The 21028-nt window shown below is 62.7% G+C and carries 18 protein-coding genes and 2 tRNA genes; 7 read left to right on the top strand and 13 right to left on the bottom strand.

All coding sequences use genetic code 11. The features are described from left to right. The first annotated feature begins 121 nt into the window (after positions 1-121). Positions 122-1414, top strand: coding sequence for a cytochrome-c peroxidase (locus GGR17_RS01400; protein WP_157445522.1), 1293 nt, complete (start codon positions 122-124; stop codon positions 1412-1414). 100 nt (positions 1415-1514) lie between these two features. Here the strand turns inward: GGR17_RS01400 and GGR17_RS01395 are convergent. Then, positions 1515-1598 (bottom strand) — tRNA-Tyr (locus GGR17_RS01395). A 133-nt stretch (positions 1599-1731) separates the two neighbouring features. On the opposite strand from GGR17_RS01395, the gene rlmB reads away from it, so the two are divergent. Both rlmB and GGR17_RS01385 read left to right on the top strand, forming a co-directional pair. Then, positions 1732-2517, top strand: coding sequence for a 23S rRNA (guanosine(2251)-2'-O)-methyltransferase RlmB (gene rlmB / locus GGR17_RS01390; protein ID WP_054538393.1), 786 nt, complete (start codon positions 1732-1734; stop codon positions 2515-2517). 181 nt (positions 2518-2698) lie between these two features. After that, positions 2699-3130, top strand: a complete 432-nt coding sequence (locus GGR17_RS01385; protein WP_054538394.1) for a CoA-binding protein — start codon at positions 2699-2701, stop codon at positions 3128-3130. Positions 3131-3226: 96 nt separating this feature from the next. Here the strand turns inward: GGR17_RS01385 and GGR17_RS01380 are convergent, their stop codons facing one another. The 6 genes from GGR17_RS01380 to hisB form a co-directional block, all read right to left on the bottom strand. Next, a complete protein-coding gene (locus GGR17_RS01380; protein WP_037204466.1) occupies positions 3227-3535 on the bottom strand; it encodes a phosphoribosyl-ATP diphosphatase in 309 nt (102 codons plus the stop codon). Continuing rightward, a complete protein-coding gene (hisF, locus tag GGR17_RS01375) occupies positions 3532-4293 on the bottom strand; it encodes an imidazole glycerol phosphate synthase subunit HisF (protein WP_054538395.1) in 762 nt (253 codons plus the stop codon). Before hisF ends, GGR17_RS01380 begins: the two co-directional genes overlap by 4 nt. Positions 4294-4295: 2 nt before the next feature. Next, entirely contained in the window at positions 4296-5018 is a 723-nt protein-coding gene (hisA, locus tag GGR17_RS01370) for a 1-(5-phosphoribosyl)-5-[(5-phosphoribosylamino)methylideneamino]imidazole-4-carboxamide isomerase (RefSeq protein ID WP_054538396.1), read from the bottom strand. A 188-nt stretch (positions 5019-5206) separates the two neighbouring features. Further along, positions 5207-5845: an imidazole glycerol phosphate synthase subunit HisH gene (gene hisH / locus GGR17_RS01365; protein ID WP_054538397.1), complete on the bottom strand. Its 639-nt coding sequence runs from the start codon at positions 5843-5845 to the stop codon at positions 5207-5209. Positions 5846-5906: 61 nt separating this feature from the next. Beyond that, positions 5907-6227 (bottom strand): hypothetical protein, encoded by a 321-nt coding sequence (locus GGR17_RS01360; protein WP_157445523.1) that lies wholly within the window; start codon positions 6225-6227, stop codon positions 5907-5909. 9 nt (positions 6228-6236) lie between these two features. Next, a complete protein-coding gene (hisB, locus tag GGR17_RS01355) occupies positions 6237-6824 on the bottom strand; it encodes an imidazoleglycerol-phosphate dehydratase HisB (protein ID WP_054538399.1) in 588 nt (195 codons plus the stop codon). A 276-nt stretch (positions 6825-7100) separates the two neighbouring features. On the opposite strand from hisB, the gene GGR17_RS01350 reads away from it, so the two are divergent. The 4 genes from GGR17_RS01350 to GGR17_RS01335 all read left to right on the top strand — a co-directional run bounded on the left by GGR17_RS01350 (position 7101) and on the right by GGR17_RS01335 (position 14266). Next, on the top strand, positions 7101-9146 hold the full coding sequence (locus GGR17_RS01350) for an ATP-binding protein (protein WP_162231813.1): 2046 nt from the start codon (positions 7101-7103) through the stop codon (positions 9144-9146). A gap of 341 nt (positions 9147-9487) precedes the next feature. Next, the gene (locus GGR17_RS01345) at positions 9488-11845 is read left to right on the top strand and encodes a PAS domain S-box protein (protein ID WP_082386547.1); all 2358 of its coding nucleotides are present in this window, start codon (positions 9488-9490) and stop codon (positions 11843-11845) included. A gap of 170 nt (positions 11846-12015) precedes the next feature. Next, on the top strand, positions 12016-13725 hold the full coding sequence (locus GGR17_RS01340) for an ATP-binding protein (RefSeq protein ID WP_162231814.1): 1710 nt from the start codon (positions 12016-12018) through the stop codon (positions 13723-13725). Positions 13726-13885: 160 nt separating this feature from the next. Further along, entirely contained in the window at positions 13886-14266 is a 381-nt protein-coding gene (locus GGR17_RS01335; protein ID WP_037204589.1) for a response regulator, read from the top strand. 57 nt (positions 14267-14323) lie between these two features. On the opposite strand, the gene GGR17_RS01330 is transcribed toward GGR17_RS01335, so the two are convergent. The 6 genes from GGR17_RS01330 to GGR17_RS01305 form a co-directional block, all read right to left on the bottom strand. Further along, positions 14324-14677: an Hpt domain-containing protein gene (locus tag GGR17_RS01330; RefSeq protein ID WP_054538403.1), complete on the bottom strand. Its 354-nt coding sequence runs from the start codon at positions 14675-14677 to the stop codon at positions 14324-14326. Positions 14678-14691: 14 nt separating this feature from the next. Then, positions 14692-15687, bottom strand: a complete 996-nt coding sequence (locus tag GGR17_RS01325; protein ID WP_054538404.1) for a response regulator — start codon at positions 15685-15687, stop codon at positions 14692-14694. A 320-nt stretch (positions 15688-16007) separates the two neighbouring features. Then, positions 16008-16082, bottom strand: a tRNA-Gly gene (locus GGR17_RS01320). A 75-nt stretch (positions 16083-16157) separates the two neighbouring features. Further along, on the bottom strand, positions 16158-16874 hold the full coding sequence (locus tag GGR17_RS01315; protein ID WP_037204494.1) for a TerC family protein: 717 nt from the start codon (positions 16872-16874) through the stop codon (positions 16158-16160). A gap of 11 nt (positions 16875-16885) precedes the next feature. Continuing rightward, positions 16886-17272 (bottom strand): MAPEG family protein, encoded by a 387-nt coding sequence (locus tag GGR17_RS01310; RefSeq protein ID WP_054538405.1) that lies wholly within the window; start codon positions 17270-17272, stop codon positions 16886-16888. Positions 17273-17448: 176 nt separating this feature from the next. Next, entirely contained in the window at positions 17449-20904 is a 3456-nt protein-coding gene (locus GGR17_RS01305) for a pyruvate carboxylase (protein WP_054538406.1), read from the bottom strand. Positions 20905-21028: the final 124 nt, after the last annotated feature.

The following is a 21028-nucleotide window of genomic DNA, read 5'->3' as shown; positions in this document are numbered from 1 at the left end:
AAATAAAAATAAGTTGATAATTTTTGTCGCCTAAATACCCTAAGAGACGCCCCTCCCGGCAATACCCTTATTTTGTTGGCGCCGCGGCGGGGCGTAGCCAAATCCTTAGGGAAGAGAAGCCATGAAAATTTATGCATTGCCAATTACGGCAACCGTTGCTCTGCTATCCGCCCCCGTCAGCGCGGCTGAGCTGACCCCGATGGAGCAACTCGGCCGCGACTTGTTCTTTGACGCAGACCTTTCGCTGAACGGCAACCAGCCCTGCGCCTTCTGCCACGATCCGGGGATGGGCTTTTCCAGCCCGCACGGGCATTTCAACGAATCCGGCGCGGTGGTCGAAGGATCGGTTCCGGGCCTGTTCGGCAGCCGCAAGCCCCCCTCTGCCGCCTATGCCAGCCCCGCGCCTGTCTTTCACCACATGATCGAGGACGGCGATTACCTGTTCGTCGGGGGCGCCTTCGTGGACGGCCGCGCGACCGGCCATCAGCTTGGCAATGCCGCCGCCGACCAGGCGATGGGCCCGCCGCTGAACCCGGTGGAAATGGCCATGCCGCATCAGGCCTGCGTGGTCCGGGCCGTCTGCGAGGGCGAGAAAGAGCATAAATACGCGGTCTCGCTGAGCGATGTCTGGGGCGCCGGAATCTGCGACATCGCCTTCCCCGCGGCCCTGGCCGAAAGCTGCGGCACCCCGGGTGCGCATATCGTGGTGGAAGACGAGGAACTGGCCGAAAAGATCGAGACGGCCTTCGCCATGATCGGCCTTTCGCTCGGCGCTTTCGAAGCCTCGGCCGAGGTCAACCGCTTCAGCTCGCGCTACGACCGGTATCTGTCGGGCGCCGATACGCTGAGCGCGCTGGAGCTTCAGGGGCTCGAGCTGTTCGAGGGCAAGGCCCTTTGCGCCGAATGCCATGTCACGTCGCCAGGGCCGCGCGGCGAACCCGCGCTGCTGACCGATTTCACCTATGACAATCTGGGTGTTCCGCGAAATCCCGAAAACCCGATCTACACCCAGCCCGACAATCCCGACGGGCTGGCCTTTGCCGATCTGGGGCTTGGCGTGTTCCTGCGCTCTGATCCGCTCTACCGAACGGTGGCCGCATCGCAGGATGGCAAGTTCAAGGTCCCGACCCTGCGCAACGTCGATGCGCGGCTCTACCCCGAGATGCCGAAAGCCTTCATGCACAACGGCTATTTCAAGACGCTGGAGGGGGTCGTGAAATTCTACAACAAGCGCGACGTCTGGCCGCGCTGCGACAGCGATATGGTGACAGAGGCCGAAGCGCTCGAAAAACAATGCTGGCCCGGCCCCGAGGTTGCCGCGAACGTCAATACCGATGAGCTTGGCGACCTGAAGCTGACCGACGCGGAAGAACTGGCGCTCGTCGCCTTCATGCAGACGCTGACCGACGAATGAGCGCCCCCAGGCGGGGCGGCCCTGTTCGCCCCGTCGCCCCTGGCCGCGAAAACGGCTGTTCCGCTCGGGGCTGCCCCGCATTTTCGACGCTGAGAGAGAATGGTGGGCGACCCTGGAATCGAACCAGGCGTGCGTCTCCGCGAGGGAGTTACAGTCCCCTGCCACACCTTGCGGCCTGTCGCCCATCTCTTGCGGCTGAGCCGTTTCGAGTGACGGGTGGATACAAGCGCGGCCCGGACCCGTCAACAGGAAAATATCTTGCGGAGCACTGCCCGAGGCGGCATGGTCCGCGCTCTGTCAACGAAGGGGGCCGGGCGATGAAAAAGCCGACATGGGTGATCGACAAGGAGCGCGCGAAACGGGCGGCCGCGGCCGAGACCGTCTGGCTCTTCGGCCTGCATGCGGTGCGCGACGCGCTGATGAACCCGGCGCGCGAACGCCTGCGTCTTGTCCTCACCCGGAACGCCGCCGACCGGCTGGCCGACGCGATCGCGCAAAGCGGGATGGAGCCGGAGATTTCCGACCCCCGGAAATTCGCCGCCCCTCTGGATCCGGGTTCGGTGCACCAGGGCGCGGCGCTCGAGGTGAAACCGCTGGACTGGGGCAAGCTGGCGGATCTGTGCGAGCCGGGGCAGGGCGCGCCGCGCGTGGTGCTGCTGGACCGCGTCACCGATCCGCATAACGTGGGCGCGATCCTGCGCTCGGCCGAGGTGTTCGGCGCGCGCGCCGTCATCGCCCCCCACCGCCATTCCGCACCCGAGACCGGCGCATTGGCCAAGACAGCCTCGGGTGCGCTGGAGCGTCAGCCCTATCTGCAGGTGCAGAACCTCGCCGACGCGATGGAGACGCTGCGCAAGATGGGCTATATCCTGCTCGGGCTCGATGGCGAGGCTGACGAGACGCTGGAGACTGCCCTGGCCCGTGTCGGCAACCTGCCGGTGGGGCTGGTGCTGGGGGCCGAAGGGCCGGGCCTGCGGGAACGCACACGCAATACCTGCGACGCGCTGGTCAAGATCCCCTTTGCCGGCGCCTTCGGCTCGCTCAACGTCTCCAACGCGGCGGCGGTGGCGCTCTATGCGGCGGCCGCGACCGGGGCGGAGTAACCGGCGGGGTTCCCCATGTGTTCACATAATTATTACATGGGGTGGTAATGCGCCGCGCAGTGCCTAACTCTGAAGAGGAAGCGAGAATACGGAACTCTCTCGCTTCATTTCACTGTCCCTCGTTCCGTGACTGGCGCCCGGCCTTTTGGCCCGGGCGCTTTTTTGTGATTGGCTGCGACTCATGGAAAATATCAGCGACGTGATTCTCAAAGATGTGCTGACACGCACCCGCGTGGTGGCCGTGGTCGGCATGTCGCCCAATCCGGCGCGGCCGAGCCACTATGTCGCGCAATTCCTGCAATCAAAGGGAATGCATGTGATCCCGGTAAACCCGGTTCATGCCGGAAAGAAGTTGCTGGGAGAGGCGATCTACCCGGATCTCGCGTCGATCCCGCCACGGATCCCGGTCGATATGGTCGATATCTTCCGGCGCTCCGAATTCGTGCCGTCGATTGTCGAACAGGCGCTGGCGCATCTGCCGGCATTGCGCACGATCTGGATGCAGCTCGGGGTGCATCACGCCGCGGCGGCCGCCCGCGCCGAAGCCGCCGGCATCGCCGTGATCCAGAACCGCTGCCCCAAGATCGAATACCCGCGCCTCATCGGCGCATGAGCCGCTTCTTTTTCGCCTAAATATCCCCGCCGGAGGCACCTGAGCACCCGCAGGGTGCGAGGCGGGAAAACTGGCCCGGAACGGGCTGCGAGTGCCTCAGCGCGCCGCCTTCTCGGCAAGGCCCGAAACACCCTCGCGCCGCGCCAGCTCGTCCAGAACATCGCTCAGCGTCACGTCCCGCGCGGCCAGCATCACCAGCAGATGATAGAGCACGTCCGCCGCCTCCGCCGTCAGCTTTTGCCGGTCGCCCTTCACCGCCTCGATGATCGCCTCGATGGCTTCTTCCCCGAATTTCTCGGCGCATTTCTCGGGGCCGCTGGCCAACAGCTTCGCCGTCCATGAGCTGTCAGGCTCGGCCGTCTTGCGCGCCGCGATGGTGGCGGCCAGCCGCTCCAGCGCGCTCATGTCAGCCGTACCGGGATGCCGGCCCGGGCCATGTGCCGCTTGGCCTCGCCAATGGTGAATTCCCCGAAATGAAAGATCGACGCGGCCAGTACCGCGCTGGCCCCGCCCTTGGTCACGCCCTCGACCAGGTGGTCCAGCGTGCCGACACCGCCGCTCGCGATCACGGGGATGTCCACCGCGTCCGAAATCGCGCGGGTCAGGTCCAGGTTGAACCCGGCGCGGGTGCCGTCGCGGTCCATGCTGGTCAGCAATATCTCGCCCGCGCCCTTGGCGGCGACCGTTCTGGCAAAGTCCACCGCGTCGAGCCCCGTGGCCTTGCGCCCGCCATGGGTGAAGATCTCCCACTTGCCGGGCGCCACGGTCTTGGCGTCGATCGCGACCACGATACACTGGCTGCCGAATTTCTCGGCCGCTTCGCGCACCACATCGGGGTTGGCCACGGCGGCGGAGTTGAAGCTGACCTTGTCGGCGCCCGCCAGCAGCAGGGCGCGCACGTCTTCGATGGTGCGCACGCCGCCGCCCACGGTTAGCGGCATGAAACACTGCTCGGCGGTGCGGGTCACCAGGTCAAACATGGTGCCGCGGTTTTCATGCGTGGCGTGGATATCGAGGAAACACAGCTCGTCCGCGCCGGCGGCGTCATAGGCCTTGGCCGCCTCGACAGGGTCGCCCGCGTCGATCAGGTCCACGAAATTGACGCCCTTGACCACGCGGCCATCGGCCACGTCGAGGCAGGGGATGATGCGGGTTTTCAGCATGGTCAGCCCTTCAGAACCTTCAGCGCCTCGGCCAGATCAATCGCCCCGTCATAAAGCGCGCGCCCCGAGATTGCACCGTTCAGCGCCGCGCCGCAATCGCGCAGCGCGATCAGATCCGTCAGTGACGACACCCCGCCAGAGGCGATCACCGGGATTGTTACCGCGCGCGCCAGCGCCGCTGTCGCCGCCACGTTGGGCCCCTGCATCGCGCCATCGCGGTTGATGTCGGTATAGATGATCGCGGCCACGCCGGCGTCCTCGAACGATTTCGCCAGGTCGGTGACCATCACGTCGGTCTCTTCCGCCCAGCCTTTGGTGGCCACCCGGCCGTCGCGTGCGTCGATGCCCACGGCGATCTTGCCGGGAAAGGCCCGCGCCGCCTGCCGCACCAGATCGGGGTTTTCCACCGCAACCGTGCCAAGGATCACCCGCGCCAGCCCCTTTGCAAGCCAGGCTTCGATCGTGGCCATGTCGCGGATGCCGCCGCCCAACTGGGCGGGCACGGACGTTTCGGCCAGAATGGCCTCGACCGCCGCCGCATTGACAGGCTCCCCCGCGAAAGCGCCATTGAGATCCACCAGATGCAGCCACTCGCAGCCCGCATCCTGAAACGCGCGCGCCTGCGCGGCGGGGTTGTCGCTGAACACGGTGGCCTGATCCATCTCGCCTTTGTAAAGGCGCACGCATTGCCCGTCTTTCAGGTCGATGGCGGGGTAGAGGATCATCGCGGCTCTCCTGTCATTCATTGGGGGGCTCTTATGCACCTTCGGCACCGGAATGCAACGCGCCTGCGCCCGCAACCTGCCTGCCGCCGGAACGCCAGGCAAAGCTGACGCTACTGCGGGGAGGAACATAGTATATGAAGAAATTCGGCGCTCTCGCCGCGCTCAGGACAGAACCGCCCGCTGCGCGCTCAGGGCGCCCATGCCAGGAAATTGGCGATCAGGCGCAGCCCTGTCGCCTGGCTTTTCTCGGGGTGGAACTGGGTGCCGATCATGGTGCCCTTGCCGACGATCGCGGTAATGTCGCCGCCATAGTCGCAATGGGCCAGCCTGTCGGCCGGATCCGCGACCCTGAAGTGATAGGAATGCACGAAATAGGCGTGATCGCCGGTGGCAAGCCCCTCCAGCACCGGGTGGGGGTGGTCGATCACCAGATCGTTCCAGCCCATATGCGGCACTTTCAGCGCGGGGTCGGAGGGGGTGATGCGCACGACCTCTCCGCCGATCCAGTCAAAGCCGGGGGTTTCGCGGTATTCCAGCCCGCGCGTGGCCATCATCTGCATGCCGATGCAGATGCCCAGAAACGGCTTTCCGCCACGCACGACGGCCTCTTCGATCGCCTCGAACAGGCCGCGGTGATCGAACAGCTCTTCGCGGCAGGCCGGAAAGGCGCCATCGCCGGGCAGCACGATGCGGTCGGCGCCCCGCACGGTGTCGGGGTCCGACGTGACAGTGACAGTGCCCGCACCGGTTTCGCCCGCCACGCGTTCGAATGCTTTCTGGGCCGAATGCAGGTTGCCGGATTCGTAATCGACGATGGCGGTCAGCATGGTTTGTCCTCACGGCGTGTTCGTTGGCGCGGGCGCCCGCGCCCCGCTGACTAGGCGAGTTTCACGGGAAATCCAAGCCTGCTTCGCCCGCCGTGCTGGCCGGGTCGGTTCCGATACGCTCGAGCAGCGCTATCACCTGATCGAACAGCTCCCGTCCGGCCCCGGATGTGTCGCCGCTTTGAAATCGTCCCGACAGGTAAACTACGCCAAAGCCGTGGATCAGCGACCAGGCCCGGGTTTCCACGGTCGCGGGATCCAGGCCCGTGGGCACTTGGCGCGCGCAGGTCTGGTGCAGCACGTCATAGGCAACGGCCGTGTCCCGAACCTTCTGCCGGCCGAATGGATGCTGCGCAACCGGGCGCCCGCACGGTCTGACCGGCAAAGGCGCGCGTCAGAGCGCGCCCTTGGTCGAGGGGATGGCATCCGCCTTGCGCGGGTCGGTCTCGACCGCCTCGCGCAGGGCGCGGGCCACGGATTTGAACACGGCCTCGGCGATGTGGTGGCTGTTGAACCCATGCAGCGCATCCACATGCAGGGTGATCCCGCCATGGGTGCTGAGCGCCTGAAAGAACTCGCGCACCAGTTCGGTATCGAACGTGCCGATCTTCGCCGTGGGCAGATCGACGTTCCAAACCAGAAACGGACGGGCGGAAAGATCCAGCGCGCAGCGCACCAGCGCATCATCCATAGGCAGCAGGCAGGCGCCATAGCGGCGGATGCCCTTCTTGTCGCCCAGGGCCTGCGCCAGCGCCTGACCCAGCGCGATGCCGGTATCCTCGACCGTGTGGTGATCGTCGATATGCAGATCACCCTTGGCGCGGATGGTCATGTCGATCAGCGAATGGCGCGCAAGTTGATCCAGCATATGGTCGAAGAACCCGATACCGGTCTGCATGTCATACATGCCGGAGCCGTCGAGATTGACCTCGACCGAAATCTCCGTTTCCGCCGTTTTGCGCGTGATCTTTGCCGTCCGCATCCGCGGGCCTCCGCCTTGTTGCCTGGTGGCTTATATGCCGCACGCGCGGAGCTTCCAAGTGGGGCGGTGGCACGGGGTGGGGCCTGTCACCTTTTTGCAGAGGCGCTGCGGGGGTTTCCCCTGAAAGGGTACTGTCGCAATCTATATTCATGGCAGCACGTATTACCTATGATTGTGTCATTTTCTATTTACTCTCCAAAATTGACGGGTTCGGGATTGATGCAGGACGAATATTATCCGACACTGAACGCCGCAGAGGCGGGGGACAAACAGAAATTGACACGCGAAGACACCCGGGCGTTTTTCCAAGGCGTTGTCAGGAAAAATGCCAATTCCCTGTTTTTGGTCTATCTGATCGTGTCCCTGGTGATCATCGGGGTTGCCGTCGACCGGCTTCTCGCTGGCCGTTACCTGAGTGAGCTTCGGTTCTCGCTCAGCGACAAGACCAACACGATCCGCGCAGAGATCGAGGGCAATATCGTAGCCAAATCGCTTCTGACGCGCGGGCTTGTCGCATCGATCGAAGCGAACCCGGATATCACTCAGGAAGAATATGCCAACCTGGCCGCCAAGCTGATGCGCGACGATCCCGAGATCCTGAATATCGCGGCGGCCCCCGGCCTGGTCGTGCGCTATGTCTATCCGCTGGAGCCGAACAAGGGTGTGCTCGGGTTCGATTACCGCACCTCCCCCGAACAGCTCGAGGCGGTCGCCCGCACGCGGGCCAGCGGGCAAACCGTGGTCGCCGGTCCGCTCGAGCTGGTGCAGGGCGGGCAGGGTTATATCAGCCGGTCGCCTGTTTTCGTTACCGACCGGGTGACAGGAGACACGGAGTTCTGGGGCATCGTTTCTGTCGTTGTCGATCTGCAGGAATTCTACCGGAACACCGGCCTGCTGTCGCCGGATCTTCCGCTGGAGGTTGCGATCCGCGGGCGCGACGGGCTGGGCGCGCAGGGCGATGTGTTTTTCGGTGATGAGCGCGTATTTGCAAGCAACCCGATCATCGCAGAGGTGAACCTGCCGTTCGGATCCTGGTATCTCGGGGCGATCCCGAAGGGCGGCTGGCCGACCCAGGCCGAGAATTTCGTGATGTTTCGCATGGGCTTTCTGGTCGTTTCCGTCGCGTCGATCCTGTTCGCGCTCTATATCGTGCGCTTGATGGACAAGCGGCGCGAGGCGGAAAACAGGCTGTTCAGCGCGATCGAGGCGATCGACGACGGCTTCGCGCTTTACGATGCGAACGGGAAATTCGTGACATGCAACCAGAACTACAAGGAATTCTACAAGCTTTCCGAGGATCTCTTCGTGCCGGGCAATTCGTTCGAGTATATCATCCGCGAAGGCGTCCGGCGCGGGCAATATCCCGCAGCCGCCGGACAGGAGGAAAAGTGGATACGTCAGCGCCTGAGGGCACATAAAACGGCAGACACTCAGCTGGAACAACAGATCGCTGACGGTCGCTGGCTGAAGATCGCGGAGCGCAAGACCGACGACGGCAGCACCGTGGGATTCCGTGTCGACATCACCGAGTTGAAAAACGCCAAGGAGGCTGCGGAAAAGGCCAACAAGGCGAAATCCGATTTCCTGAGCGTCCTCAGCCACGAACTGCGGACACCGCTGACGGTGATCCTCGGCTATACCCGCATCATCGCCAGCAGCCGCATGCTGCCCAGCGTGAAGGCCCTTTTTGCCGCGATCGAGCAGGACAAGGGCACCGGCAGCGCCATCGAAAACCAGTTGGATGCCGTTCTGGACCAGCTCGCCGGGCAGGCGAAGCGGATCGAGGATTCGGGCGAGCATCTGCTGACGCTGATCAATGAAATGCTCGATTTCTCGACGATCGAAGCGGGGAAAATGGCGCTCGAGCGGGACGACGTCAACCTGGATCTCGTTGTCACCTCGGTGATCGAGAAGTTCCGGCTTGCGGCGGAACAGAAATCCTTGCGGATCGGGCAACAGACGCATGCAGAGTATGTCAACGCCGACGTGACGCGTCTGAAACAGGTTCTGATCAATCTGGTCGGGAACGCGGTCAAGTTCACCGACGAGGGCGCGATCGAGGTCCGGTCGCGGCGGGTGGGCGACATGATCGAGGTTTCGGTGGTGGACACGGGCTGCGGTATTCCGGAGAAGGACAGTCAGCTTGTCTTTGAAGAATTTCAGCAAGCCGATCTTTCGTCCACCCGAAAGGCCGGTGGCACCGGGTTGGGGCTGGCGATCTGCAAGCGCATCATCGAGCTTCATGGCGGCACCATCGAGTTGAGCAGCGTCGTCGGCGAGGGCAGCACGTTCCGTTTCACCATCCCGGCGGCGGCCGAATGACGGCCTGCTCTTTCGTGCGTCGGCCATTGCCTGCCGTTTTCGCGCGGTCACATCAGGCGGGCCTTGCCTTTATGGGCGAGTTGCGGTTTTCTGTACAATTAATGCTTGTATTCACGCGCCTCCGATTGAAAGTCTGATATTGGATATAGGTTTTCCGGACGATAACATCCCCTCGGGTGTCGATGACATCCGTCTGATCGCACCGGGGCCAGGCGAACATGAACAAGACCGGATACGCGCTACCATGCAAGAGCACCGATGACCTGTGCTGACACTTCGCGCTTTTCAGGAGCCACGATGATGTCGCGGTTTGATCCCATTCCCAAAAGGATGAGCCCTGCATGACACCGTGGATGACCTTCGTGCTTCTGTTCGGCGGCCTTTTGCTGTTGGCGCTGGCCGGGGCGCTGCTGGGCGGGTTGCGCAAGCGGATGGTCGCAGGCCGGACGGCCGCGCGCGCCCGTGCCCGGGAGGTGGCCGAAACCGCGGCCCTGAACCAGTCGATCCTGCGCATGGGGATGGTCGCCATTCTGGTGGTCGACCAGAACGGGGCGGTAATCTCTTCCAACCCCGAAGCGCGGCGGCTGTTCGCGGTGGAGGAGGGTGAAATCAAGGCCCGGCCGCTGGAGCGCTGGATAACCAATATGAGCGTTGCCCGGCTCAAGGCCATAGCGGGCCGGGGCGGCGACAAGACGGCGGGCAAGTATTTCAGCGCCAAGTCAAGCAACGGCACGGCGCTGGTTCTGGACATTCGCGCCGACTATTGGCTGAGCCCCGATGATCAGGAAAGGTTTACGGTTATGTTGCGGGATGCGACGGTTCTGAGCGAGATCGCAACCGCCCAGGAACGCTGGGATCGGGCGCTGAAAAGCGCGGGTATCGGTATCTTCGATGTCGATCTGCGGCACGGGCGATCGGTCGTGACCGAGACGTGGAAAACCATGTTCGGCTTTGATCCAAAAGGCGAAATCGACTCTCAGGCCGAGTGGGAATCGCGCATTCACCCCGAAGACAAGCCCCGTGTCTTCGCGGCGGATCAGGCATGCGTCGACGGCAAGGCCGAGCGTACGGACAACGAATACAGGTTTCTGCGCGCCGACGGCAAGTGGATCTGGACACGGTCGAACGCCGTTGTCACCGAATGGTCATCCGACGGCAAAGCGCTGCGGATGATTGGCGTGCAATCGGACATCACGGCGCTCAAAGAGGCCGAGGAGGCCCTGCGCAGCAGCGAGACACGGTTCCGCAACGCGATCGAGAATGCGCCGATGCCGATGGTCATCACCGATGAACACGGACACTGCCTGAACGCGAACCGCGCCTTCAAGGATTTCATCGGGTACGGGTTGGAGGATGTACGCGGAAAATCGTTTCTCGACATCGTGCACCCGGAGGACGGCGGGCAGAAAGAGGGCGGGCTGGATCTTGTGCAGCTTGACCGCCTCAGGGATGGCGAGGTCAGAGCCTACGAGGTCGAAATGCGCTTCGTTCACAAGAACGGCTCCGATCGGTGGGGCTACCTGACCGTTTCGATCGACAGGGATGCCAACGGCGTACCTCTCTATTTCATCGTCCAGATCAAGGATATCACCGAGCAAAAGGGTGTGGATCAGATCAAGAGCGATTTCGTGGCCACGGTCAGTCACGAGCTTCGCACGCCTCTGACATCGATCCACGGCGCGCTTCGCCTGCTGCAGGACACGACGCAGGGCAAGTTGCCCCAGAGCACCGACCGTCTGCTCAGCATCGCGCAGACCAACAGCAAGCGGCTGATCTCACTGGTCAACGACATTCTGGATCTCGAAAAGATTTCCTCTTCGGATTCGGTGTTCAAGCTGGCACCGCGGGATATCTGCAAACTGACGCGCGGCACGGTCGAGGCAAACATGCCGCTTGCCACCGACAGCGGCGTAACGCTGAACGTTGTTCATGATGCGGAGAGTTGTTTTGCGAATGTGGATGAGACCCGGTTCAGCCAAGTTCTGACCAACCTGATTTCCAATGCGGTGAAATTCTCGCCCGAAGGCGGCGTTGTGGAAATCGCGCTGGAAACCGATGCAGAGACGCTCCGCATCATCGTGACCGATCAGGGGCCGGGAATTCCGGAGGATTTCGAGGACAAGATCTTTCAACGGTTCTCGCAGGCGGATTCGTCGTCGACCCGGAAAAAGGGCGGCACCGGGCTTGGTCTTTTCATCTCCAAGCTGATGGTCGAAAAGATGGGCGGGCAGATCGGCTTCATCTCCGGCCGCAGCGAGGGCGCCTGCTTCTGGATAACCTTTCCACTTGAGAAAACCGTGATCAGCAGCGCACCGGGGGATGAGCTGGCCCCGGTCGAGCCGCAGAGAAGCTGCCCGCCGGCGATCCTGCATGTGGAGGATGACGCCGATTTTTCCGAAGTTCTGACAGCCTCGTTCAAGGAGCGGGCCAAGATTTTCACCGCGACGCATCTTTCGGAGGCGCGCGTGATGATCGGCAAAAGACCTTTCGATTTGATCATCATCGACTGGGATCTGCCCGACGGAAACGGACGTGCACTGATCCCAGAGATCGCGCAGGTCAACGGCGATACCCCCGTCATCGGGCTATCGTCAAGCGAGCCGGAGTGGGAGGATGAACACGTTCTGCACCATCTGGTAAAGACGCGTACCTCTGTCGAGGATATCGTGCAGATTGCCCTTTCAACCATCCATTCCTAGTCCGCCCGCTGCGCCGCGAAGCGGACGATTGCCTTATCTTGTCCATAATTCTGTCCGCAAAAACTCCATAAGCTCCGGTAACTTCTCTGCCAGAGGGAGGATATTCGGATGCGGCCATGTTCTGGCGGCACCTGTTCCCCCCAACGTGGATTTTTTTGGAAGCGGTGCTAATGGTCGGTTCGAAGTACAAAAAGCCTTTGCTGGTTGTCGTGATGGCCACGCTTGCTGCTTACGGAATGTCTGTTTTCTTCGGCCCCGAGCTGGGCGCGTGGCTCGAACGCCATTTTCCCAACCTCGAATCGGATCATCTTCGCGAGCATGTCCTGCTCAGCGTCCTGCTGATTTCGTGTTTCGCGCTGGCGGTCTTGCGGGGCGGGCAACTGAGCAAACTGGAATCCAAACTCCTCAAGATGAAAGATAACGAACTGGTCTTTCAGGAGCGCGCGATCAACGAACACGCGATCGTCAGCATCAGCAATCCCGACGGCAGGATCTTGGAAGTGAACGACAAATTCGTGGCGGCCTTCGGTTATGCGCGTGAAGAGATCCTGGGCCAGTCGCAGGGCATATTGTATGCGGATAACGAGGCCGACCAGAGCTTTGAGAAAGTCAAAGCGAAGGCTGCCGAAGGAAAGATCAGCTCCGGCGAGCAGGTGCTGCGCACCAAAAGTGGCGAAATCCGGCAGATGCAGTGTACCGTCGTTCCGCTGATGGATACCGATGGCAACCACATCAAGAACATTTCGGTCCGGACGGATGTGACGGTCGCGCGCCGGTCGGAGGCGCTGGAGCAGCTTACCTCGTTGCTCGACCGGCTGCAGGATCTGGTCTTGATCTTCCGTCCTGGCACTCTGGATATCATCTATGCAAACCAGGCGGCCCGCGATTGGTTCGTCGAACACATCGGCTGGGACGAAAAGGAATATCTGAACCGCAGCCTTTCGGATGAGAGCCTGGATTTCAACTACCAAGAGCTCGAAGACTATGCTGCCCTGCTCGGCATTGATGGCCGCGAGGCGATGATTTTTGAATCGATGCAGTATGGTCGTACCGTAGAGGTCAACCTGCAGATCGCGCAGGGTGGGTTCGACGAAGAGGTTTATATCGTCGTGGTGCGCGACATAACCGAACGCAAGGAGATCGAGCAGGCCAAGCGCGAATTCATCGCTGTGGTGAGCCATGAGCTGAGAACGCCGCTGACGGCCATCAAGGGCTCGCTGGGGCTGCTGCGGGCAGGGGTCGCCGGGGAGCTTCCGGAAAAAGCGGTGGCTGTTCTCGACGTTGCGTATCGCAACAGCGAGAGGCTGCTGCATATGGTCAACGACATGCTTGATCTGGAAAAGATCGAAGCCGGCAAGATGGATTGCGCCCTTGATATGCTGGATCTGACGGAACTGCTGCGCGAGGCGCTTCTGGTCAACAAAGGATATGGCGATGAATACGAGGTGCATTTCCGCAGTGTCGGATTCGACCAGCCCTGCCTTGTCCGGGGGAACGAGATGCGGTTGTTGCAGGTCATGACCAACCTCATGTCGAACGCCGCCAAATTCTCGCCCCGCCATGGGGTCGTCACGGTCCGGCTCTCCGACGAAACGGATGTCTGGCGCGTGTCGGTCAGTGATGACGGGCCGGGCATTTCCGAAGACGCGCGCGAGACGATCTTCGAGAAATTCCGTCAGGCCGAGGCCGTCGATGGCAAAAGCCGCAAGGGCACCGGGCTCGGGCTGAGCATCGTCAAGGCGATTGTCGAGCGCCACGGCGGTACGATCGGCGTGACAAGCGAAGTGGGCAGGGGCGCCACCTTCTTTGTCGATCTGCCAAAGCTCGATGCCGCGCCGCAGGCTATCGATGGCCCGGGCCATCTTCAGGCGGCGGAGTGAACCCGGCCCGTTTTTTTCAACCGGTTTGCGTCTATGCGTCATCTTGCAGGTGGTTGGCATTTGCGCGATGATGCCAAGGCGAACCGATCGGCAAACAATACCGCTCTGGTAGGCGTGCCCGCCAATGCGCGCTGCCGGATCGGGATGAAGGGAAATGCGCGTGAGCCAGCTTGAGAAAATCCTGCATGTCGATGATGACACGGATATCCAGTTTATCGTCAAGATGTCGCTGGAAACGGTCGGCGGGTTCACGGTCGAACAATGCAGCTCCGGCCATGAGGCTTTGGCCTGCGCCGCCGGTTTTCAGCCCGATCTGGTGTTGCTGGATCTGATGATGCCGGTGATGGACGGCGAAGAAACCTTTCAGGAGCTTCGAAAGCTTGACGGGCTTCAGGACACGCCGGTTATCTTCGTCACGGCAAAGGCGCATGACGCCTCGGTCAAGGATCTGATCTCCAAGGGGGCGCTGGACGTGGTCACCAAGCCGTTCGATCCGATGACCCTGCCGGATATCATCCGGGAAGCCTGGGAAAAGGCCTGATCCTCAATATCTGAAGCTGATTTTGGGGCCGCGCGCTGTATCCCGCGCCGGGGCCGGTCAATCGCCCGATTGCACCTGGTCCATCTGGTCCAGAAGGGCGTCGATCATGGCAAACAGCTCTGCGCGCGCCGGGGCGGCGTCGGCTTTCGCCAGAAATGCGTTCACGGCGTTTTCCACATTTCCCGCAAGCTCGCCCAGTTCGGCAAAGCCCAACGTTTTGGCCAGGCCGCGGATCTTGTGCGCATCGGCCGCGACATGCGTCAGCGCATCATCCGACACCAGCCCCGCTTCGAGTTGCAGCATGATGCGATCCATCGCCTCGAGGCGCCCGGCAAGCGAGCCGACGAACCGCCCCCGCACCGCCAGGATCGCGGTTTGCATCTTTTCATCATAACCGGAGGTACCCATCATCGCGATTTCTCCGGTCACGACGCGTGCTGCTGGCGCGGCGCCCGCAGGGCCACGCTCTTCTGCCGATTGTCAGAGGTGATGGCAAAGCCGCCCTTGCGGGCGGATTCGACGGCCGCCTCTACCATGCACATCGGGCCGCCGCCGAAGAACAGCGAATTGGTCTGCGGTTCGCCCATGCGCAGCGACACATTGCAGGCCGCGCCGTCATCATAGCAAAGCTCCATCTCGTCGATGGCCATTTGCGCCGCGACTTCCAGATCCGGGTTGATGACAGGGTTGTTGCGGTTGGTGACCACGACATAAACGCCGTTGCCCATGTAGGTCATCAGGAAGGAGGTATACTTGAACTGGGTCGCAATCGCTTCGGCGACGTCCGTCAGGGTATAGTAAAGATCCTCTGCCGTTGCCCGGGCGTAGATCGCATCGAAATTGCGGATGTGAAAGGCCACGGCCGAGGACAGATAGGATTTGCCGCGCGACAGCTGCAGCAGATAGTTTTCCAGCACAAGGTGATCGACGACACCTGGCACGTCTTCGATCGTGATCGGCTTGTCAGCCTCGATCCGGAACGCATCCTCGACCTTGGCTTTCAGAGAATTCAGGGCGAATATCTTGTCTGCCGAAACCTTCCGCTCGGTCACGATGCGCTGGGCCAGGCGCAGGCGCGTGCCCAGCTCCAGCCCGTCGAACGGCTTGGTGACATAGTCGATCGCCCCGGCGCTGAAGGCACGGTCAATGAACGAGCGTTCGGACATCGCGGTGATCATGACGACCGGAGAGGTCTTGTAGGTCTCCATCGAGCGGATGATCGAGCACAGCTCAATCCCGTCCATCTCGGGCATCTGGATATCAAGCAGAAAACAGTCGAACGGCACCGACGCGCCCGCGATCACGCGCAGCGCCTCCTGGGCGGATGATGCCGTTGTCACGTCCTGATGGCCCAGAACGCTCAATGTCTCGACCAGCAGCTCCAGCAGGATCTGATCGTCGTCAACAGCTAGTATGCGCACTCCAACGCCTCCTGTCTTTTCCCAAGGTGAACGGGAGTCTTCCGATGGGATCACCCTGGCCTTATCCGGCGATTTGCCGACTGCCTGTTTTCTCCCCCATTCTTCCGCTTAAAGATGGCGACATTAAGGCCAGGCTACTTAAGGTTGTGTTTTCACTGTGGCGGGGATGAAAGGGCATTCGCAGGGGGCGGCATGCTCGTGGCACAAGGCTCCCGGATCCGCAGCACCGGGCCCGGGCTTCGTGCGGAGAACCGCACGAAAGCACCGAGAGACCAGCCTGTCTGAAAGATACCCTCATCAGCGCAATGCGCTGATTTAATTGGAGCGGGCGAGGCGATTCGAACGCCCGACCCTAACCTTGGCAAGGTTATGCTCTACCCCTGAGCTACGCCCGCATCCTTGGGTGAGGCGTGATTTATAAACTCTGCCGCGGGGCTGCAAGGGAAAAATGCAAAACATCCGACGAAAACTTATCGGGCCTGCCTGCGCTTCGCCCGAAGCAGGTTCAGCACCTCGACCCCGCCGGCAAAAACCATCGCCGCATAGATGAAACCGCGTTCGATATGATGGTGCAGCCCGTCGGCCACCAGCGCCATGCCGACCATCACCAGAAACGCCAGCGCCAGCATCTTGGTCGAGGGGTGCGCCTCGACAAATCCCGCGATCGGCTCCGCAGCCACCATCATCACCAGCACGGCCAGCACCACGGCGGCCACCATCACCTCCAGATGATCGGCAATGCCCACGGCGGTGATCACGCTGTCGAGCGAAAACACCAGGTCCAGAACCATGATCTGCGCGATCACCCCGATGAAAGAGGCCGTGGCCCGCGCCGCTTCATGGTCTTCGGTGCCTTCGACCTCGTCGAAAATCTCGGTCGCGGCTTTCCAGATCAGGAACAGCCCGCCCGCCAGCAGAATCAGATCGCGCCAGGACAGGCCGAATCCCGCAACCGTCACGAAGGGCTCCGCCAGCGAAACGATCCAGGCGATCGAGAACAAAAGCCCCACCCGCAGCACCAGCGCCCCCGACAGCCCGATGACGCGCGCCCGGCCGCGCTGGGCGGCGGGCAGGCGTTGGGCGGCGATGGAAATGAAGATCACATTGTCCACCCCCAGCACGATTTCCAGCACGGTCAACGTCAGGAAAGAGGCCCAGACAGCCGGGTCGGTCAGCAAGTGCAGCATGCGGAAAATCCTTAAAACAGGGCCTGGCCGATATTGGCCAAAGCACCAAGAATGAGCATCACGAAGGTCAGCGTCATGCCACCGACGCGGGCCCGCATGGCAGAGGGCGTGCGGCTCACCGCCCAGGCGTGCAGCGCCCGCCCGGCAAGCAGCATCAGGCCCAGCAGATGCAGCGCCCAGACCGGCGCGCCCTGCACCTCGGCCATGCCCAGCAGGATCAGCCCGAGCGGCGCATATTCGGCGCAGTTGCCCTGCGCGCGAATGCGCTTGCGCAGCTCGTTGTCGTCCCCGTCGCCAAGGGAAACACCCGCTTCCCGCCGCCGCAGGATCACCCTGACGCTCAGCGCAACGAAAAGCAGGGTGATCAGCCCGGCGTAGAGCGGTGCGATGGTCAACATGAGGCGCCCCCGTTCCTGACACTCGAGCGCGAGCTTAGCCGATTCCGCGGCACATTCCAGTGCTCACGGGGGGCGGTCAAACCCGCCAGCCCCTTCATCTTTCCCCAAATATCCCCGCCGGAGGCACCTGAGCGCCCGTCAGGGCGCGAGACGAAAGGCGCGGCCCGTAACGGGCCTCATTCGGATCCCCCCTCCAGTTCGATCAGCAGATCCTTTGCGTCGATCTGCGCGCCCGGCACCACATGCACCACCTGCACGACCGCGTCGCGTTCGGCGTGAATGCCGGTTTCCATTTTCATCGCCTCGATGGTCAGCAGCATGTCGCCCTGCTTGACCTTCTGTCCGGCGGCAACGGCCACAGTGGCCACCACGCCGGGCATCGGCGCGCCCACATGGTTGGCATTGCCCGGTTCCGCCTTGGGGCGCTTGGCCGCCGTGGCCCGGGCCTTGCGGTCGGGCACGCGGATCACGCGGGGCTGGCCGTTCAGCTCGAAGAACACCTTGGCCTCGCCGTCATCGGTGGTCTCTCCCACCGCCTGCATGCGCACCTCGAGCGTCTTGCCGGGGTCGATCTCGGCGGTGATCTCCTCGCCCGGCTCCATGCCGTAAAAGAAAGTGCGGGTGGGCAGGGTCCGAACGGGGCCGTATTGCGCGTGCCGCGCGGCGTAATCGGTGAACACCTTGGGATACATCAGATAGCCGTTCAGATCCTCATTGTCGAAGTCCTGGCCCTCCAGCTTTTCGGCAAGCTCCCTGCGCGTGGCCTCCAGATCGACCGGTGGCAGATGCTTGCCGGGGCGTTCCAGATTGGGCCGCTCGTCCTTCAGCACCTTTTTCAGGATGGCTTCGGGAAAGCCGCCCGGCGGCTGGCCCAGGTTGCCGCGCATCATGTCGATCACGGAATCGGGGAAGGCCACATCGACCGCGGGGTCTTCGACCTGGGCCCGGCTCAACCCCTGCGACACCATCATCAGCGCCATGTCGCCCACCACTTTCGACGATGGCGTGACCTTCACGATATCGCCGAACATCGCGTTCACATCGGCATAGGTCTGGGCCACCTCGTGCCAGCGATCCTCCAGCCCCAGCGAACGCGCCTGCGCCTTGAGGTTGGTGAACTGGCCGCCGGGCATCTCGTGCAGATAGACCTCGGAAGCGGGGGCCTGAAGCCCGGATTCGAACGCCCGGTACTGGCTGCGCACCCCTTCCCAGTAGTCGCTGATCTCGCGGATTGCCCGCATGTCCAGCCCGGTGTCGCGGTCGGTGTTGCGCAGTGCCTCGACCACCGAACCCAGGCAGGGTTGCGAGGTGCCGCCGGAAAACGCATCCATCGCCGCGTCGGCCGCATCCACGCCCGCCTCTGCGGCGGCGAGGATCGTGGCGCCGGCGATGCCGCTGGTATCGTGGGTGTGGAAATGGATCGGCAGGCCTACCTCCTCCTTCAGCGCCTTGATCAGCACCCGCGCGGCGGCGGGCTTCAGCAGGCCGGCCATGTCTTTCAGCCCCAGCACATGGGCGCCGGCGGCCTTCAGTTCCTTGCCCATCGCCACATAGTAGTTCAGACCGTATTTGGCGCGGGCCGGGTCGAGGATATCGCCGGTGTAACAGATCGTGCCCTCGCAAACCTTGCCGCTTTCGATCACCGCATCCATCGCGATGCGCATGTTTTCCACCCAGTTCAGGCTGTCGAACACGCGGAACACGTCCACCCCGGTTTCCGCCGCCTGCGCCACGAAGCTTTGCACCACATTGTCGGGATAGTTGGTGTAGCCCACGCCGTTCGACGCGCGCAGCAGCATCTGCGTCATCACATTGGGCATGGCCGCGCGCAGGTCGCGCAGCCGCTGCCACGGGCATTCCTGCAAGAAGCGGTACGCCACGTCAAAGGTGGCCCCGCCCCAGCATTCGACGCTGAACAGGCCGGGCAGGTTGGCCGCATAGGCGGGGGCCACGCGGATCATGTCGATCGAACGCATGCGGGTCGCCAGCAGGCTCTGATGCCCGTCGCGCATCGTGGTGTCGGTCAGCAAAAGCCGCTTTTGATGCCCCATCCACTCGGCCAGGGCCTCGGGCCCGCCTTCTTCCAGAATCGTCCGGGTGCCGGGCTTTGGCGTATCCGCGCGCAAGGCCGGCGGGTGCGGGGCCTTGGCCTCGGCCGGCGGACGGGCGCGGCCTTCGGTTTCCGGATGCCCGTTCACGGTGATGTCGGCGATATAGGTCAGGATCCGGGTCGCCCGGTCGCGCCGCTTTTCAAAGCGGAACAGTTCGGGCGTCTGGTCGATGAACTTGGTGTGGTATTCGTTGTTCAGGAAGGTCGGGTGCTTCAGCAGGTTTTCGACAAAGGCGATGTTGGTGCTGACGCCGCGGATGCGAAACTCGCGCAGGGCGCGGTCCATCCGGGCGATGGCGGCCTCGGGGGTGGGGGCCCAGGCGGTGACCTTTTCCAGCAGGCTGTCGTAATACCGCGTGATCACGGCGCCGGAATAGGCGGTGCCGCCGTCCAGCCGGATGCCCATGCCGGTGGCGCCGCGATAGGCGGTGATGCGGCCGTAATCGGGAATGAAGTTGTTCAGCGGGTCCTCGGTGGTGATGCGGCATTGCAGGGCGTGGCCCGACAGTTCTACATCATACTGGCTGGCCACGCCGGTGGCCTCGACCAGGCTCTTGCCCTCGGCGATCAGGATCTGCGCGCGCACGATGTCGATGCCTGTCACCTCTTCGGTGACCGTATGCTCGACCTGCACGCGCGGGTTCACCTCGATGAAGTAGAAGGCGCCGCTGTCCATATCCATCAGGAATTCGACGGTGCCGGCGCATTCGTAATGCACATGCTCGCAGATCTTCTTGCCCAGATGGCACAGGTTCTCGCGCTGCGCGTCCGTCAAATAAGGGGCAGGGGCGCGCTCCACGACCTTCTGGTTGCGCCGCTGCACCGAGCAATCGCGCTCCCACAGATGATAGATGTTGCCGTGGCTGTCGCCCAGGATCTGCACCTCGACATGGCGGGCGCGGATGATCATCTTTTCCAGATACCCCTCGCCATTGCCGAACGCGGCCTCGGCCTCGCGCCGGCCCTCGCGCACCTTCTCCTCCAGTTCGTCCGGCCCCATGATCGGCCGCATCCCGCGCCCGCCGCCGCCCCAGCTGGCCTTGAGCATCAAGGGATAGCCGACCTCGGCCGCCTCCTTGCGGATCGCCTCCATGTCGTCGCCCAGAACCTCGGTGGCGGGGATCACCGGCACCCCGGCCTCGATCGCCACGCGCCGGGCGCTGGCCTTGTCGCCCAGCTTGCGCATGGTTTCGGCCTTGGGGCCGATGAATGTAAGGCCGGCGGCCTCGCAGGCCTCGACGAATTCCGGGTTTTCCGACAACAGCCCATAGCCGGGATGAATGGCATCCGCGCCCGACATCCGGGCCACGCGGATGATCTCTTCAATGCTCAGGTAGGCGGCAACCGGCCCCATCCCTTCGCCGATCCGGTAAGCCTCATCCGCCTTGAACCTGTGCAGGCTCAGCTTGTCTTCCTCGGCATAAACGGCAACGGTGCGCTTGCCCAGCTCGTTGGCCGCGCGCATCACCCGGATTGCGATCTCACCGCGGTTCGCGATCAGGATCTTCTGGAAATCAGGCATCGTCGGGGCTCTCCCTTGTCTTGGTTACGCTCTGGCCCGACGGGGCAGGGCGGATGTCTTCACCGGACGGATTATGCTGCATCGCGGCGGCATGGTCACTCCCTTCTATTGCACAACCTTCAGA

It is taken from the genome of Actibacterium naphthalenivorans (genome assembly GCF_014196965.1).
Classification (GTDB): Bacteria; Pseudomonadota; Alphaproteobacteria; order Rhodobacterales; family Rhodobacteraceae; genus Actibacterium_A; species Actibacterium_A naphthalenivorans.
Note: the sequence above shows the minus strand (reverse complement) of the source record. Positions and strands in the feature narration are given on the sequence as shown.